At 63.7% G+C, this 15278-nt stretch carries 15 protein-coding genes; 14 read left to right on the top strand and 1 reads right to left on the bottom strand.

Annotation, left to right across the window (positions count from 1 at the left end):
* Positions 1-7: 7 nt before the first annotated feature.
* Positions 8-295, bottom strand: a complete 288-nt coding sequence (locus ACIPUD_RS02605; protein WP_446480060.1) for a hypothetical protein — start codon at positions 293-295, stop codon at positions 8-10.
* A 355-nt stretch (positions 296-650) separates the two neighbouring features.
* Between ACIPUD_RS02605 and ACIPUD_RS02600 the strand changes: the two genes are divergently transcribed.
* The 14 genes from ACIPUD_RS02600 to ACIPUD_RS02535 all read left to right on the top strand — a co-directional run bounded on the left by ACIPUD_RS02600 (position 651) and on the right by ACIPUD_RS02535 (position 15271).
* On the top strand, positions 651-1751 hold the full coding sequence (locus ACIPUD_RS02600) for an inositol-3-phosphate synthase (RefSeq protein ID WP_085348982.1): 1101 nt from the start codon (positions 651-653) through the stop codon (positions 1749-1751).
* Positions 1751-2350, top strand: coding sequence for a histidine phosphatase family protein (locus ACIPUD_RS02595; RefSeq protein ID WP_018460365.1), 600 nt, complete (start codon positions 1751-1753; stop codon positions 2348-2350). Before ACIPUD_RS02600 ends, ACIPUD_RS02595 begins: the two co-directional genes overlap by 1 nt.
* Positions 2347-3450, top strand: coding sequence for a CgeB family protein (locus ACIPUD_RS02590; RefSeq protein ID WP_446480059.1), 1104 nt, complete (start codon positions 2347-2349; stop codon positions 3448-3450). The genes ACIPUD_RS02595 and ACIPUD_RS02590 overlap by 4 nt, the downstream gene beginning before the upstream one ends.
* A gap of 2 nt (positions 3451-3452) precedes the next feature.
* Positions 3453-4262: a nucleotidyltransferase family protein gene (locus ACIPUD_RS02585; protein WP_085361005.1), complete on the top strand. Its 810-nt coding sequence runs from the start codon at positions 3453-3455 to the stop codon at positions 4260-4262.
* A complete protein-coding gene (locus ACIPUD_RS02580; RefSeq protein ID WP_085361003.1) occupies positions 4259-5026 on the top strand; it encodes a TIGR04290 family methyltransferase in 768 nt (255 codons plus the stop codon). Before ACIPUD_RS02585 ends, ACIPUD_RS02580 begins: the two co-directional genes overlap by 4 nt.
* The gene (locus ACIPUD_RS02575; protein WP_085348978.1) at positions 5023-5976 is read left to right on the top strand and encodes a beta-xylosidase; all 954 of its coding nucleotides are present in this window, start codon (positions 5023-5025) and stop codon (positions 5974-5976) included. Before ACIPUD_RS02580 ends, ACIPUD_RS02575 begins: the two co-directional genes overlap by 4 nt.
* Positions 5964-7169 (top strand): phosphopentomutase, encoded by a 1206-nt coding sequence (locus ACIPUD_RS02570; protein ID WP_085349003.1) that lies wholly within the window; start codon positions 5964-5966, stop codon positions 7167-7169. Before ACIPUD_RS02575 ends, ACIPUD_RS02570 begins: the two co-directional genes overlap by 13 nt.
* A 209-nt stretch (positions 7170-7378) precedes the next feature.
* Entirely contained in the window at positions 7379-8491 is a 1113-nt protein-coding gene (locus tag ACIPUD_RS02565; protein ID WP_085361001.1) for an NAD-dependent epimerase/dehydratase family protein, read from the top strand.
* Positions 8491-9555, top strand: a complete 1065-nt coding sequence (locus ACIPUD_RS02560) for a GDP-mannose 4,6-dehydratase (protein WP_085360999.1) — start codon at positions 8491-8493, stop codon at positions 9553-9555. The genes ACIPUD_RS02565 and ACIPUD_RS02560 overlap by 1 nt, the downstream gene beginning before the upstream one ends.
* A complete protein-coding gene (locus ACIPUD_RS02555) occupies positions 9552-10838 on the top strand; it encodes a TIGR04295 family B12-binding domain-containing radical SAM protein (protein ID WP_085360997.1) in 1287 nt (428 codons plus the stop codon). Before ACIPUD_RS02560 ends, ACIPUD_RS02555 begins: the two co-directional genes overlap by 4 nt.
* Positions 10835-11938 carry a glycosyltransferase family 4 protein gene (locus tag ACIPUD_RS02550; protein WP_085360995.1) on the top strand — a complete coding sequence of 368 codons (1104 nt, stop codon included), beginning with the start codon at positions 10835-10837 and terminating at the stop codon, positions 11936-11938. The genes ACIPUD_RS02555 and ACIPUD_RS02550 overlap by 4 nt, the downstream gene beginning before the upstream one ends.
* Positions 11935-13065: a CgeB family protein gene (locus ACIPUD_RS02545; protein ID WP_446480058.1), complete on the top strand. Its 1131-nt coding sequence runs from the start codon at positions 11935-11937 to the stop codon at positions 13063-13065. Before ACIPUD_RS02550 ends, ACIPUD_RS02545 begins: the two co-directional genes overlap by 4 nt.
* Entirely contained in the window at positions 13062-14150 is a 1089-nt protein-coding gene (locus ACIPUD_RS02540) for a CgeB family protein (RefSeq protein ID WP_085364612.1), read from the top strand. The genes ACIPUD_RS02545 and ACIPUD_RS02540 overlap by 4 nt, the downstream gene beginning before the upstream one ends.
* Complete coding sequence (locus tag ACIPUD_RS02535) at positions 14147-15271, top strand: CgeB family protein (RefSeq protein WP_446480057.1); 1125 nt, start codon at positions 14147-14149, stop codon at positions 15269-15271. Before ACIPUD_RS02540 ends, ACIPUD_RS02535 begins: the two co-directional genes overlap by 4 nt.
* Positions 15272-15278 lie beyond the last annotated feature (7 nt).

Raw genomic sequence — 15278 nt, 5'->3', positions numbered from 1 at the left:
GATCCAACTAGCGCCGCACGAATTTGTGAAAGCGGCTCGGCTTACCATCCTTGGTCTCTTCCTGATGGAGGAAGGCAATGCCGGCCTCGTCGAACTTGGCGAAGAATTCGTCCCAGCTGATCCGATCGAGACCTTCGTCGGGCGGATCGAAATCGATGCGCAGGATACCGGCGTGTCCGTCCTCCTCCGTGGCCTTGACCGTCGCAGGCTTTCCGCCGCGCTCCTCCGCCCATTTCCGGATCACATCATGGCTGGTGGTCTGCTGGGCTTCGCTGGTTTGTGATTTGGATGACATGTGACACCTCGATTGCTGACAAGGAGCGAGCGACGGATCGGCCCTCGCGTCGGACTGTTTCGCCGTGAACGCCGGGCGCGAGCATTTGTTCTTTCGTAGGCCGGACTCTCTTCAAAACATCATCTTCTTCATCTTCATCATGGAAGCTTTTCGTTCCCACCAACCCGCCCGGGATTCTATCCCAAGTTAAGCGCGCGAGATTTTTTCGGCCGGAATCCGACGTGAGGCGGACATAGTGCAGTGAGTTCAGGAACGAACATACGTTCCCCACGTTCGCCGACGTACTTACGTCAACACTGCATCTCTTCAACACTGCATGCCTTAACGCTGCACGTCTTCCGGAGGGCCTCTAGCCATGCATTCTCGTCTTCAGGACAGGCGGCGCGTGCGCGTCGGCATCGTCGGTGTCGGCAATTGTGCGAGCTCCTTCGTTCAAGGGCTCTCCTATTACCGGGACGCCAAATCGAATGAACCGGTGCCTGGGCTGATGAACGCCGATCTCGGCGGCTACCACATCAGCGACATTCAGGTCGCGTCGGCCTTCGACGTCCATGCCGGCAAGGTCGGACGCGACGTGGCCGAGGCGATCTTCGCAGCGCCGAACAACACGCACCGCTTCTCCGACGTCGCCCCCACCGGCGTCATGGTCCAACGCGGCCCCGTCATGGACGGCGTCGGCCATTATCTCAAGGACGACGTCCCGATTGCGGATGTCCCGGAAGCCGACGTCTCCGAAGTGCTCGCGACCTCGCGCACGGACGTGCTTGTGTCCTATCTTCCCGTCGGCTCGCAGCGTGCGAGCGAATTTTACGCCGCGCGCGCGATCGAGGCCGGCTGCGGCTACGTCAATTGCATCCCCGTCTTCATTGCCTCGAATCCCGACTGGCGGCGGCGTTTCGAGGATGCAGGCCTGCCGATCGTCGGCGACGACATCAAGAGCCAGGTCGGCGCCACCATTCTGCACCGTGTGCTCGCCAATCTCTTCCGTGAACGCGGCGTACGGCTGGACAGAACCTACCAGCTCAACGTCGGCGGCAACACCGATTTCAAGAACATGCTCGAGCGCGAGCGGCTGACATCAAAGAAGATCTCCAAAACCCAAGCCGTAACCAGCCAGTTCGACGTGCCCATGGATGCCGATAATATCCATGTCGGCCCGAGCGACCATGTGCCGTGGCTGACCGACCGCAAGCTGGCCTTTATCCGCCTGGAGGGCACCACGTTCGGCGGTGTTCCCTTGAGCGCGGAAGTCAAGCTCGAAGTCTGGGACTCCCCGAACTCGGCGGGTGTCGTGATCGACGCGGTCCGCTGCGCCAAGCTCGCCATGGACCGCGGGCAGGCCGGCGCGCTGACGGGCCCCTCGAGCTATTTCATGAAGTCGCCGCCTCAGCAGTTCACGGACGAAGAGGCCGGACGGCGAACGCGCGCCTTCATCGACGACAAGGCGTATACCTGATGGCGAAGATCATTCATCTGATCCGCCACGGGCATCATGCCCTGCTCGGCCGCACGCTCTGTGGCCGGATGAAGGGCGTAGAGCTCGATGATCTCGGCTGCGAGGAAATCGCGCGATGCGCCGATACTTTCACGCCCCCGCCGAGCATGGTTCAGTCGAGCCCGCAGCGGCGCTGCATGCAGTCGGCCTGCATCCTGGCGGCGCGCTTCGGCTTGCCGGTCGAGATCGTGCCGGCACTCGACGAGCTCGACTACGGCGAATGGACCGGACTGTCGTTCGAGGCGCTCGCCCGGGATCCCCGCTGGTCGCGCTGGAACGAACAACGCGGAACGAACCGCCCGCCGGGGGGCGAAAGCATGCGGTCGCTTCAGAAGCGCGTCGTCGCCCATCTGGAGCAGCTGCGCAACGATCATGGTAGCGGCACCGTCGTCGTCGCCGTCAGCCATGCCGAACCGATCCGCGCGGCGCTGCTGCACTATTCCCGGAAAGAGCTCGACGACTTCCTCTCGATCGAGATCGACCCCGGCAGCGTCAGCACCCTCAGCGTGGACAATCGCGGACTCAAGATCACCGGGATCAATCAGCGGGTGCCAGCGTGAAGATCGTCATTTTCGGCCTGACAATTTCCTCGTCCTGGGGCAACGGTCACGCCACCCTGTGGCGAGGGCTTTGCAAGCATCTCGCGCGAGCCGGCCACAGCGTCGTCTTTTTCGAGCGCGACGTGCCCTACTACGCGGGCGCGCGGGATTTGCACGAACTGCCCGGCGGGCAATTGCGACTGTTCTCGAACTGGGACGATGTGCTGCCTTTGGCGCGGAGCGAAATTCGTGACGCAGATGTCGCGATCATAACGTCCTATTGTCCCGACGCGATCGCCGCGACAGAGCTTGTCCTGTCCGAGGGTCGTGCGGTGCCCGTGTTCTATGACCTCGACACGCCGGTCACGCTGGCGAAGCTGATGGCCGGCGAGGCCGTTCCCTATATCGGGCCGCGCGGCCTGCGGGATTTCGCCCTGGTCCTGAGCTTCGCCGGCGGCTCCCGCATCTGCAACGAATTTCGCGACAGGCTCGGCGCCTGCAACGTCCGCCCGCTCTACGGACACGTCGATACGGACATCCATCGGCCGGTGCCGTCGCAGCCGCATTACCGTGCGGATCTGTCCTATCTCGGCACATATTCGCAGGATCGCCAGCGCGCACTCGAGGCTCTGTTCGTCGAACCCGCACGTAACAGGCAGGATCTGCGCTTCCTGATTGGAGGTGCACAATATCCGGAAGATTTTCCCTGGTCGCCAAACATCTACTTCGTGCAGCACTTGCCGCCGTCGGAGCACGCGGCGTTCTTTGCGTCATCCCGGCTGACACTCAACGTCACGCGCCGCGCCATGGCCGAGATGGGCTGGTGCCCCTCCGGCCGCCTGTTCGAAGCCGCTGCCTGCAAGGCCCCGCTGCTCAGCGACGACTGGCCGGGACTCGATGAATTCTTTGTACCTGGGCAGGAGATCCTGATCGCATGCGATGCGAAGGACACGCTTGCTGCGTTGACGATGGCCGACGCCGAGCTTCAGCACATTGCCGGGCGCGCCTATGAACGGACCATGGATCAGCACACATCCGACAAGCGCGCAGCCGAACTGATTTGGCTGCTCGAGCAGACGGCATCGCTCGGCGCGCGCCGACAGCAACCCGAGGAGGCCTGATCATGTGGGGCATCGTTCCGGCCGCGGGCCGCGGCAGCCGCATCCAGCCGCTCGCCTTCTCCAAGGAGTTGCTTCCGGTCGGAAGCCAACGGGACGACGGCATCGACCGTCCGTGCGCCGTCTCCGAATATCTGCTGGAGCGGCTGATCCTTGGGGGCGCCGACAAGATCTGCTTCGTGATCTCCCCCGGCAAATCGGACATCCTCGAATATTTCGGCGATCATTATGGCAGCGCCCAGCTCGCCTATGTCGTGCAGCCCGATGCGTCGGGGCTGTGCGATGCCGTCTTCAGGGCGGGCACGGTCGTTGGCCACGACGAAGACGTCCTGGTCGGACTTCCGGATACCGTATGGTTCCCAAAGGCGGCCCTGCAGACGTTGCCGGCCGCCGACCTGTCGTTTCTGCTGTTTCCGGTCGAACATCCCGAGTTCTTCGATGCCGTCGTGCTCGACGGCGATCGCGTGACGGAGATCCAGGTCAAGCAGCCGGATGCGGCGTCAAAATGGATATGGGGCGCCTTCAAAATGTCCGGCAACGGATTTCGCGAGCTCCAGTCGCTGTGGACAAAGCGCGACCGCCGGGATGAATATTTCGGGACGCTCGTCAATGCCTACCTCGCGGCCGGCGGCCAGGGTCTCGGCGTCAAGGCCGGCGAATCCTATGTCGACGTCGGCACCATCGACGGCTACCGGACGGCAATGGCGCTGCTCGCGGAAAGCTCCGCCGGGAACGGACGCTCTCGACTGCTGGCCGGCGGTTCGCCGGAGGCAATCCGCCCTGCCTCCGCAATGAACAATGGAGTGACCGCATGAGCAGAGGCGCCCTCTCCCGCGAGGAAATCCGCCAGCGCGTCGATGCGCTCGGGCCATGGTTTCACAATCTGGACCTGAACGGCGTGCCGACAGCGCCTTCACACTTTCTCGGCGACTATCCCAACGTGAAATGGCGCCGCTTTTCCCGGATCATTCCGGACCGCCTCGAAGGCAAGACCGTGCTCGATATCGGCTGCAATGCCGGTTTCTACGCCATGGAGATGAAGCGGCGCGGCGCCGAGCGCGTCCTCGGCCTGGACACCGACGACGAATATCTCGCGCAAGCCCGCTTCGCGGCCGAGGTGAACGGGCTCAGGATCGAATTCCGCAAGATGTCAGCCTATGATGTCGGCCAGCTGCGCGAAAAATTCGATCTCGTGATCTTCATGGGCGTGCTCTACCACCTGCGGCACCCTCTGCTGGCACTCGACCTGATCCACGAGCACGTGGCTGGCGATCTCCTGCTGTTCCAGTCGATGCAGCGCGGCGACAGCCGCGTGGATTCCCTCGACAAGAACTATGACTTCTGGACCACCGATCAGTTCGATTCCCCGGGCTATCCAAAGCTGCACTTCATCGAGAACAAATATGCCGACGACCCCACCAATTGGTGGGTGCCGAACCGCGCCTGCGCCGAAGCCATGCTGCGCAGCGCCGGCTTTGCGATCGCGGCGCATCCGGAAGAGGAAGTCTATCTCTGCAAACGGGTGACAAGGCCGCAGGCGGAAGGTCCGGTTTATCCGTCGCGGGAGACTGGCCGATGATCGAAGCCGCCAAGATCTGGAACGAGCCCAACAACAAGTCGCACTGGGACATCCTGATCGATCCGGATTGGACCATGTTCGCGAGCCTGTCGCTCGCTGCCGGAAAGGCGATCCGCAGCGCGCATCCCACACTCCCACGTGTGCTTGGCGGCATATCGCCGATCGATCCGTCCTTCCTGCGCAACATGCAGGCGCGCGGCGTACTCGATCATGTCGATGCCGTGGCCGTGCACGGCTTTCCGCTGGACTGGAACCTGTGGCAGATCGCGGAATGGCCGGCCAAGATCGACGAGATCAAGGCCGTCACCCCGCTGCCTGTTTGGGTCACGGAGGTGGGAGTCTCGTCTTTCGGCGCCGAGGAGGTGCAGGCTTGGGGCCTGACCCGAACGGCGGAGTTGTTGATCGGCCGCGCTCCGCGCATTCACTGGTACAGCCTCTACGATCTGCCTTCGAGTTGGGAGGCCACGACCCGGCACAAGGAGGCTGAAGGTTCATCCTACTACAGGCATTTTCACATGGGCCTGCTACGCGAGGACGGAACGCCGAAAGCCTCGGCGGACCTGTTCGCCCAATATGCACCTGCGATGGGCCTGTGCCAGTGGTTTCACTTCGAGGACCACCGCCTCGACGACGCCGTGCGCTGGATGCGCCGGCTGGGCGTGCAGCATCTCAGGACTGGCCTGTCCTGGGCCGACAGCTTCCGTCCCAATGCGCTCGACTGGTTCGATCGGCAGATGGACGCGCTGGCCGAGTTTCAGGTCACGGTGACCTTCTGCTTCACCCCGGAACATCGGGGTATCGAGCCTCATCACACCAGCCCGCCGCTCGACGTGAACGAGTTCGCCGAGTTCTGCGCGCAGATGGTCGAACGCTATTGCGCGAAAACCGGGCTCGCGCCGTCCGCAGCGTCTTCGCGCCCGGCCATCTCGGAGCCGACATGCGCGCCGTGATCCTGGTGATGGACTCCGTCGGGATCGGCGCCGCGCCCGATGCCATCAATTACGGCGACGAGGGTGCCGATACCGTCGGCCACATTGCCGAGATGTGCATGGCCGGCAATGCCGACGGACCGCACCGGGAGGGGCCGCTTCAGCTTCCCAATCTGGTTGCGCTCGGCCTTGGCCAGGCTTGCCGTCTCGCCACCGGGCGCGTGCCGCCGGGGCTCGATGGCCCAACTGAGCATGCGCGATTTGGCTGCGCGAGCGAGATCTCCAAAGGCAAGGACACGCCCTCGGGCCATTGGGAGATCGCCGGCGTGCCGGTGCCATTCGACTGGGGCTATTTTCCAAGAACCAAGCCATGCTTCGCGCGCGACCTGACGGAGAGCCTGTGCGAACAGGCTCGAGTGCCCGGCATCCTCGGGAACTGTCACGCCTCCGGCACGGAGATCATCGCCGAATTCGGCGAGCGTCACATCAGAACGGGCGAACCGATCTGCTATACGTCGGCCGACAGCGTGTTTCAGATCGCAGCGCACGAGGAGACGTTCGGTCTCGAACGCCTCTATGAGGTCTGCCGTGTTGCACGCCGACTGGTCGACCCCCTCAACATCGGGCGCGTCATCGCACGCCCCTTCATCGGGACGTCGGCAGGTGACTTCAAGCGAACAGCGCACAGGAAGGACTTCTCCGTCCCCCCGCCGGAGCGAACGATCCTCGATCTTGCCGAGAGCGCAGGCCGTGACATCGTAACGATCGGCAAGATCGACGACATCTTCGCCCATCGCGGCACCGGGAGGAACCTGCGCGGCGATGGCAACCAAGCGCTGTTCGATGCCACGTATGATGGGCTGGCCTCTCTCGCGGAGGGCGGGATGTTGTTCGCCAATTTCATCGATTTCGACACGCTGTACGGCCATCGCCGAGATGTGGCAGGCTATGCAGCGGCGCTCGAAGCCTTCGATGCGCGAGTTCCGGATCTTTTGAACCGCCTGCGCGAGGATGATCTCCTGATCATCACGGCTGATCATGGTTGCGATCCGACCTGGAGCGGTACCGATCACACGCGGGAACAAGTGCCGGTTTTGGCGTGGAGCGCGCGGTTAACTTCTCCGATCGGCAAGCGCGCCGGATTTGCGGACATCGGCGCGACGGTCGCGAGCCATCTCGAGCTGCAGGCACCGGGTCACGGCGTGTATTTTTAGCCTGCTGCACCGCGCAGATTCACCTGGGTTATTGATCCAGGTTAGAGAAATTTTCGTTTGTAGGTTTCGCAGGAACGAACATTCCTTGCACCGCTTCTACTTCCAAATGTGACTGGCGCGCCGGTCGCTCGACCAGAACAGCAGCGCGCTTTCATTCTCATCACGGATTGATCCCGCAGGATCGATCTTACGGCGGCACGGAGCGGTGAATGACGCGAGTATTGATCACTGGAGGTGCGGGATTCATCGGATCGCATGCAGCGGACGAGCTGCTCGCGGCCGGCTACGAAGTCCGCCTGCTCGACAATCTCTCGCCGCAGGTCCACGGAGGCAACCGCCAGCGTCCCGCCTATCTTGCCAAAGACGCGGAGCTCGTCGTCGGTGACGTCACCGACGCTCTCGCGGTCGATCATGCGTTGCGCGGCACCGACATGGTCCTGCATCTCGCATCAGCGGTCGGCGTCGGCCAGAGCATGTATGACATCGAACCCTACGTCAGAACCAACGAGCTCGGTACCGCCGTGCTGTTGCAGGCACTATCCAAGCGCCCGGTCGCGCGGCTCGTGGTGGCCTCGTCCATGAGTATTTACGGCGAGGGCCTTTACCGGAGCGCCGATCAGAGCGTGGTCGCCTGCGAGGAGCGGGCTGTCGAGCAGCTTCGCCGCGGCGATTGGGAGCTGCGCGATGCCGCTGGCAACCCGCTCGATCCCGTCCCTACGCCGGAGACAAAGCAGCCTTCGCTGAGCTCGATCTATGCGCTCAACAAATATGCGCAGGAGCGCATGTGCCTGATCACAGGCAAGGCGTATGGCATTCCGACGGTGGCGCTACGCTTCTTCAATGCGTTCGGGCCACGTCAGGCCCTGTCCAATCCGTATACCGGCGTACTGGCCATCTTCGCCGCCCGGCTGCTCAACGGCCGTCCTCCCCTCGTGTTCGAGGATGGCCGGCAGCGCCGCGACTTCGTCCATGTCCACGACGTCGCCCGCGCCTGCCGGATGGCGCTGGAGGCGGAGCATGCGCAGGACGTCTTCAACGTCGGCTCTGGTCAGAGTCGCACCATCTTGTCGGTCGCGGAGGATCTGGCCGAAGTCATGGGGCGCCGCGACATTGCGCCCGAGCTGACGCGGAAATATCGCGCCGGGGACATCCGGCACTGCTTCGCCGACATGGGAAAATCCCGCGACGTGCTCGGCTTCGAGCCTCGCGTCGCATTCAGGGACGGGCTCGAAGAGCTGGCGGAATATCTCGCCGACCAGATCGCCGACGATCAGGCGGAGCGAGCCACCAAGGAGCTGCAGCAACGAGGATTGGTCGCGTGATGAGTGAACGAGACAACAGACCCGTCCTGATCACCGGCGGCTGCGGGTTTATCGGCTGCAACCTCGCCGACCGCCTCGCGGAGCGCGGCGAGCCGGTGCTGATCCTGGATAACCTCGCCCGCGCCGGCGTGCGGGAGAATGCGCAGTGGCTGAAGTCCCGGCATGGCGACCGGGTCACAATCACCGTGGCCGACATTCGCGAGCCGATCCCGGTGATCGACGCCGTACGCGAAGCCCGCGCCGTGCTGCACTTGGCCGCCCAGGTCGCCGTCACCGACAGCGTGAGCGATCCGGCCGCCGATTTCGAGATCAATGCGCGTGGCACATTGAACGTGCTCGAAGCCGTGCGCCTCCACAACAACGCCGCACCGATCGTGTTCGCCTCGACCAACAAGGTCTACGGACGCCTGATCGATGATGGCGACATCGCGCTCACCGGCCGCCGCTACACGCCGACAAGCGGCCTGCTGGCGGCCGGCATCTCGGAAAATGCGCCGCTCGACTTTTACAGCCCCTATGGATGCTCCAAGGGAACGGCGGATCAATACGTCCACGACTATGCGCGGGTCTACGGCCTCCAGACCGTGGTAATGCGCATGAGCTGCATCTACGGGCCCCGTCAATTCGGCACCGAGGATCAGGGTTGGATCGCGCATTTCCTGCTCAGCGCTATCCGCAGCAAAGAGCTGACGATCTATGGCGACGGCCATCAGGTCCGCGATGCGCTTCACGTCTCCGACGCGGCCGCGGCCTGGCTCGCCGTGCTCGATGGCATCGCGCTCGCCCGTGGGCGCGTATTCAATCTCGGCGGTGGTCCGGCCAACGCGATCAGTCTGCTGGAATTGATCGACCGCATCACCGATCTGACCGGCCGCAAGGTGGCCTATCGCTTTGCCGATTGGAGGCCCGGCGATCAGCCCTGGTACGTGACCGACACGCGCGCGCTCTCCAGCGCGCTCGGCTGGGCACCTCAGATTTCATTCGCAGATGGACTCCGATCCCTTCACACCTGGCTGGACGGCCGGTTCGGATCGTCACAAGACAACCGCGAGGCGCTCGCATGACGCGTGTTGCCCTCATCAACCCAAACTGGGACTTTGGCGGCAGCATCTATTTTGGCTGCCGATCGCCTCACCTTCCGCTCGAACTGGGGATCTCCGAGCACTACCTGAAGGCGGCCGGGCACAAGACGCTGCTGCTCGACGCCCACATGTTTGACCTTTCTCTCACCGAGATCGAAGCCGAGCTGCGCGCGTTCGGCCCCGACCAGATCGTCATCACGACAGCGCCGACCTATCTGTTCTGGCGCTGCGCCCCTCCCGAGCTCCGCGTTCCGCAGGAGCTTGCGATGGCGGTGCGCGACTTGGCTCCGATCCTCATCGCGGTGGGCCCCCATGGCTCGACCGTGCCAAGGGCGGCGCTTCGAAAGCTCGGCACCGACATCGTCGTGATGGGCGAGTGCGAGGCGTCCTTGCTGCGTCTAGCCAATGGCGAACGGGACTTTCCGGGCTTGTGCTTTGCCGATGGCGCATCGCTCCGCGTCAATGGCGGCCCGCAGGCCGTCGCGTTCATGGATCAGCCGCCGCTCGACTGGCCGGAGGAGATGATCCGGCGACACCACCATCACCATCACCGCTTCGAAGCCGAGCCGCAGGCGCCAGGCGCCGAGGTCGAATCATCCAGGGGATGTCCGTACAGCTGCACGTTCTGCGCCAAGGAGAACTTTCGCAACGCCTACCGCAAGCGGCCCCCCCTTATCGTTCTCGAAGAGATCGACGGTCTGCGCCGTCAAGGCATCGAATATGTCTATTTCATCGACGAGATTTTCCTTCCGAACGCGGAGCTGCTGGAAGGGCTGACCACACGCGGACTGAAGTTCGGGGTGCAGACCCGCATCGACCTTTGGAAGCCGGACATGCTGGCTCTGCTCGGCCGCGCCGGCTGCGTCTCGATTGAAGCCGGCATCGAAAGCCTCACCGTCGAGGGTCGCGCCGCGCTCGCCAAGAACTGCAAGATGACGACCGACCAGCTTGCCGAACGGCTGGTCGAAGCGCGCCGTCACGTTCCTTTCGTCCAGGCCAATTTGATCGAAGTCCCCGAGGACGATGACCCCATCGTGCAGCGCTGGCGCCGCACCATGCAGGATGCCGGCATCTGGGCCAACGATCCGGTCCCGCTGTATCCCTATCCCGGGTCGCCGGATTATCGAAAGCTGTGGGGCGAGCCTGACGATTTCGCCTGGGAGCGCGCACACCGGCACTATCTCGCGATGTTCGACCAGTTCAGCGACGTGCAGAACGATCGCCCGGTCCCGCTCGAGGCTCTCGAACTGCAGGTGGCATCATGAGCCGCAGCTCGCAGCTCAGAATCCTGATGACGACCGATACTGTCGGAGGCGTCTGGACCTACTCGTCCTCACTTGCTTCGTCCCTTGCTGCGAAGGGCGCCGACGTCACCCTGGTGATGATGGGTCCGCGCGCGCGGGCCGGCCAGCTTGAGATGCTGCGTGGCTCGCGGGTCCGCCTGATCGAAACGGACCTTGCGCTCGAATGGCAGGACCCGGAAGGACAAGATCTGGCCCAGGCCAGGCGCGTCCTTGCGAAGCTCGAAGCCGGAATCCGGCCTGACGTCATTCACCTCAACAGTTTTCGCGAGGCGGCCTTCGCCTGGCGCGCTCCGGTGGTGGTCGTCGCGCATTCCTGCGTCAACTCCTGGGGGCTCGCCTGCCGCGATACGAGCTGGCTCGGCGAACCGAAATGGCGCCGCTACACCGAACGGGTGACGGCCGCACTCGACACGGCACAGGCCTGGGTTTGTCCCAGCCAGTCCTTCCACGATGACATTGCGGAAATTTATCGGCCTCGCTCGCGCGGCATCGTGATCTGGAATGGAATTGGCCCTCAGGGCTTTGCGGGACGGAAGCAAGACGTGATCTTTGCGGCGGGCCGGATCTGGGACCGCGCCAAGAACATCGAGGTCCTGGCGGCTGCAGCGCCTGGGCTGGACTGGCCCGTTCAGGTCGCGGGCCCGGCGGATGAGTGCCCTTCGGCTTCCGTCACCTGGCTCGGGCATTTGCCTCACGAAGTCATGCGCGCGCATTTGCGGCAGGCCGCCATCTTCGCCAGCCCCGCGCTCTATGAGCCGTTCGGCCTCTCCGTTCTGGAAGCCGCGGCGGCGGGATGCGCTCTCGTCCTGTCCAACATTCCGACTTTCAGGGAATTGTGGAGCGGGGCCGCGCTCTTCGTCGATCCCACCGACAGCAAGGCGCTGCATCGAGCGCTCGCAGGTCTGTGCACCGACGATCGCGAGCGGGTGAGGCTGCAACGTGCCGCCTTTGAGCATTCCCTGACCTACTCGCTGACCCGAACCACGAGCGCCTATCTCAGCCTCTACGAGGAGCTGCTTGCCGTCCATCACGCGCCTGCCCCCATGGAGGTACGCGCATGAAATGCGTTCTATTCTATCACGCGTTCACCTCCTGCTGGAACAACGGCAATGCCCATTTCGTGCGCGGTTATGCCCGCGAACTTCACGCGCTCGGTCACGAGGTCGTCGTGTTCGAGCCGATCGACGGCTGGAGCCGATTGAATGCGATCCGCGAGGGTGGCAGTCAGACGATGGAGGATATTCCAACGCTGTTTCCCGGCATCGGCATCCGCCGCTACGACGCCTCCCTTGATCTCGATGAGGCATTGCACGGCGCCGATCTCGTCATCGTCCACGAATGGAATTCGCCTGATCTGATCGCAGACATCGGATCGAGACGGGCTCACGGCGCGCCCTTCACGTTGCTGTTCCACGACACCCATCATCGCGCCGTCAGCGCACCGGACGAACTCGCGCAGTTCGACCACGACGGCTTCGACGGTGTGCTCGCCTTCGGCGAGGTCCTTCGCCAAATATATATGAAGCTCGGCTGGGCGGACCGAGCCTTCACCTGGCACGAGGCGGCCGACATCGCCCTGTATCATCCGCTGCCGCATATCGAGCGCACCGACGATGTCGTCTGGATCGGCAATTGGGGCGACGGCGAACGCAGCGCCGAGCTCAACGAATTTCTGGTCGAACCCGTGGCCGAGCTGAAGCTGCGCGCGGGCGTCTATGGCGTCCGCTATTCGGACGCAGCCCTCGCGACCATTCAGGCGGGGGGCATTCGGTACGGCGGCTGGCTGCCCGCACACTGGGCTCCCATCGCTTTCGCCGGCGCACGCGCGACTGTCCACGTCCCCCGCGGTCCCTATGTCCGCTTGCTACCGGGCATTCCGACCATTCGCATCTTCGAGGCGATGGCGTGCGGCATTCCACTGGTCTCGGCCCCCTGGTCGGACGCGGAAGGCCTGTTCCCGGAAGGTGCCTATCTCAGCGCCTCCGACGGCACCGCAATGAAGCGGGCGCTTCGTGCGCTCCTCGATGACCGGGAATTATGGTCAGCCACGGTGGAGACTGGACTCCGAGCGATCAAGGAGCGTCACACCTGCCGTCACCGGGCGGAGCAGCTTGTCGGCATCGTGCAGGACCTCAGGGCTTCAAGCCAAGCGACACAGCCCCTGCGATACATCGGAGCCTCCGCATGAAGATCTGCTTCTTCGGATCCAGCCTCGTCTCATCCTACTGGAACGGTGCCGCCACCTATTACCGCGGCATGCTGAAGGAGATTGCGGCCCTCGGCCACGACGTCACATTCTTCGAGCCCGATGCCTTCGAGCGCCAGGCCCATCGCGACATCGACGATCCCGACTGGGCGAAGGTGGTGGTCTACGCCGCGACGCCCGAGGGCTGGCGTAGCTCGCTTGAGGAAGCCGCCCGCTCGACCGACATGCTGGTCAAAGCCAGCGGCGTCGGCGTCTTCGATCGGGAGCTGGAGAACGCGGTCGCCGACATTCCGTCGAATGCAATGCGCATCTACTGGGACGTCGATGCCCCCGCGACGCTGGAGTCCGTGACGGACAATCCAGACCATCATCTGCGCCATGTGATCCGATCCTACGACATGGTTTTGACCTATGGCGGCGGCGATGCTGTCGTATCCGCTTATCGCGGCATCGGCGCGCGAGACTGCGTGCCGATCTACAATGCGCTCGACCCCGCCACGCACTTTCCGGCGCCGCCCAATCCGCACTTCACGTGCGATCTGAGCTTGCTGGCAAACCGCCTCCCGGACCGCGAGCAGCGCGTCGAGCGGTTCTTTCTCGACGTCGCGCGCCAATTGCCCGACAAAACGTTCGTGCTCGGTGGATCGGGGTGGGACTCCAAAGACACGCCATCCAATCTGCATAAGGTCGGGCATGTCGGGACCGGCGACCACAACGCGTTCTTCGGCTCCGGTCTGGCTACGCTGAACGTCAATCGCGACAGCATGGCGCGCTACGGCTTCTCGCCGCCAACGCGCGTGTTCGAGGCCATCGGTGCCGGAGCCTGCCTGATCACCGACCAGTGGGACGGCATTGATCATTTTCTCGAGCCAGATCGCGAGGTGCTGGTGGCCGCGAGCGGGGCGGAGGTCGCAGAGCATCTTGCCGCACTGCGCCCCGAGCGGGCTCAGGCGATCGCAGCGCGCGCTCGTGCGCGCATTCTGAGCCATCACACCTACCGGCAGCGCGCCCGCCAGTTCAACGATCTCTTTGCCGCAAGCAGTTCGCGAATCGAGGCAGCAGAATGAACCTCACCATCGTCGTCGTCGGTCTTTCGGTTACTTCGTCCTGGGGCAACGGTCATGCCACGACCTATCGCGCCCTGATCGAAGCCCTGGCACGACGAGGTCACCACGTCACGTTTCTGGAACGCGACGTTCCCTGGTATCGCGAGCATCGTGATCTTGCCAAGCCTTCCGGTTGGACTGTCGAGCTTTACCAATCCTTGAAGGACATCCCGCAGCGTTTCGGAAAGATGATCCGGGATGCCGATCTGGTGGTCATCGGCTCCTACGTGCCCGACGGCATCGCGATCTCCGAATGGATCACGACCCACGCCCGGGGGATTACTGCCTTCTACGACATCGACACGCCTGTCACGCTTGCGAAGCTCGAGCAGGGCCTGGACTATCTGTCCGCGGCGATGATCCCGCGCTTCGACCTTTACCTGTCCTTTGCCGGCGGCCCGGTGCCCGGCATGATCGAGGAGAACTATGGCAGTCCGCTGGCTCGGGTGCTGTATTGCAGTGCCGACACCGACATCTACGCGCCGCAACGCGCGGAGAAGAAATGGGCACTTGGCTATCTCGGAACCTACAGCGAGGACCGGCAGCCGGTTCTGGAGCAGCTGCTGCTCGCCCCTGCTCGCACTCTCTCACGCGAGCAATTCGTCGTCGCCGGCGCGCAATATCCCGATGAGGTGGTCTGGCCCGCCAATGTCGCCCGGATCGAGCACCTCACGCCCAAACATCATCCGGGATTTTACGCAGAGCAACGCTTTACGCTAAACGCCACCCGCGCCGACATGCGCGCGCTCGGCTTCTCGCCCAGCGTTCGGCTGTTCGAAGCGGCCGCGTGCGGCACGCCCCTCATCTCGGACCGGTGGCCTGGAATCGAGACCGTCTTCGAGCCCTCCCGGGAAATCCTGCTCGCATCGAGCCCCCGCGACGTCGTGGAGATCCTGCGCGACATGCCCGAGGAGCAAAGGCGCACGATCGCGGAAAACGCACAGCGCCGCGTTCTGGCTGACCACACCTCCGACCATCGCGCCCGGCAAGTCGAGACCTACTACGCCGAGGCGTCGGTCCGCCGCCGCCGGAAAGCCCCGCAACTTCCCGCCTCGCGTCCCATGCAGGTCGCTCAAATCTGAAAGGCAG

The sequence above is a fragment of the Bradyrhizobium sp. CAR08 genome (assembly GCF_052871955.1).
This window is presented reverse-complemented; position numbering and strand designations above follow the sequence as displayed.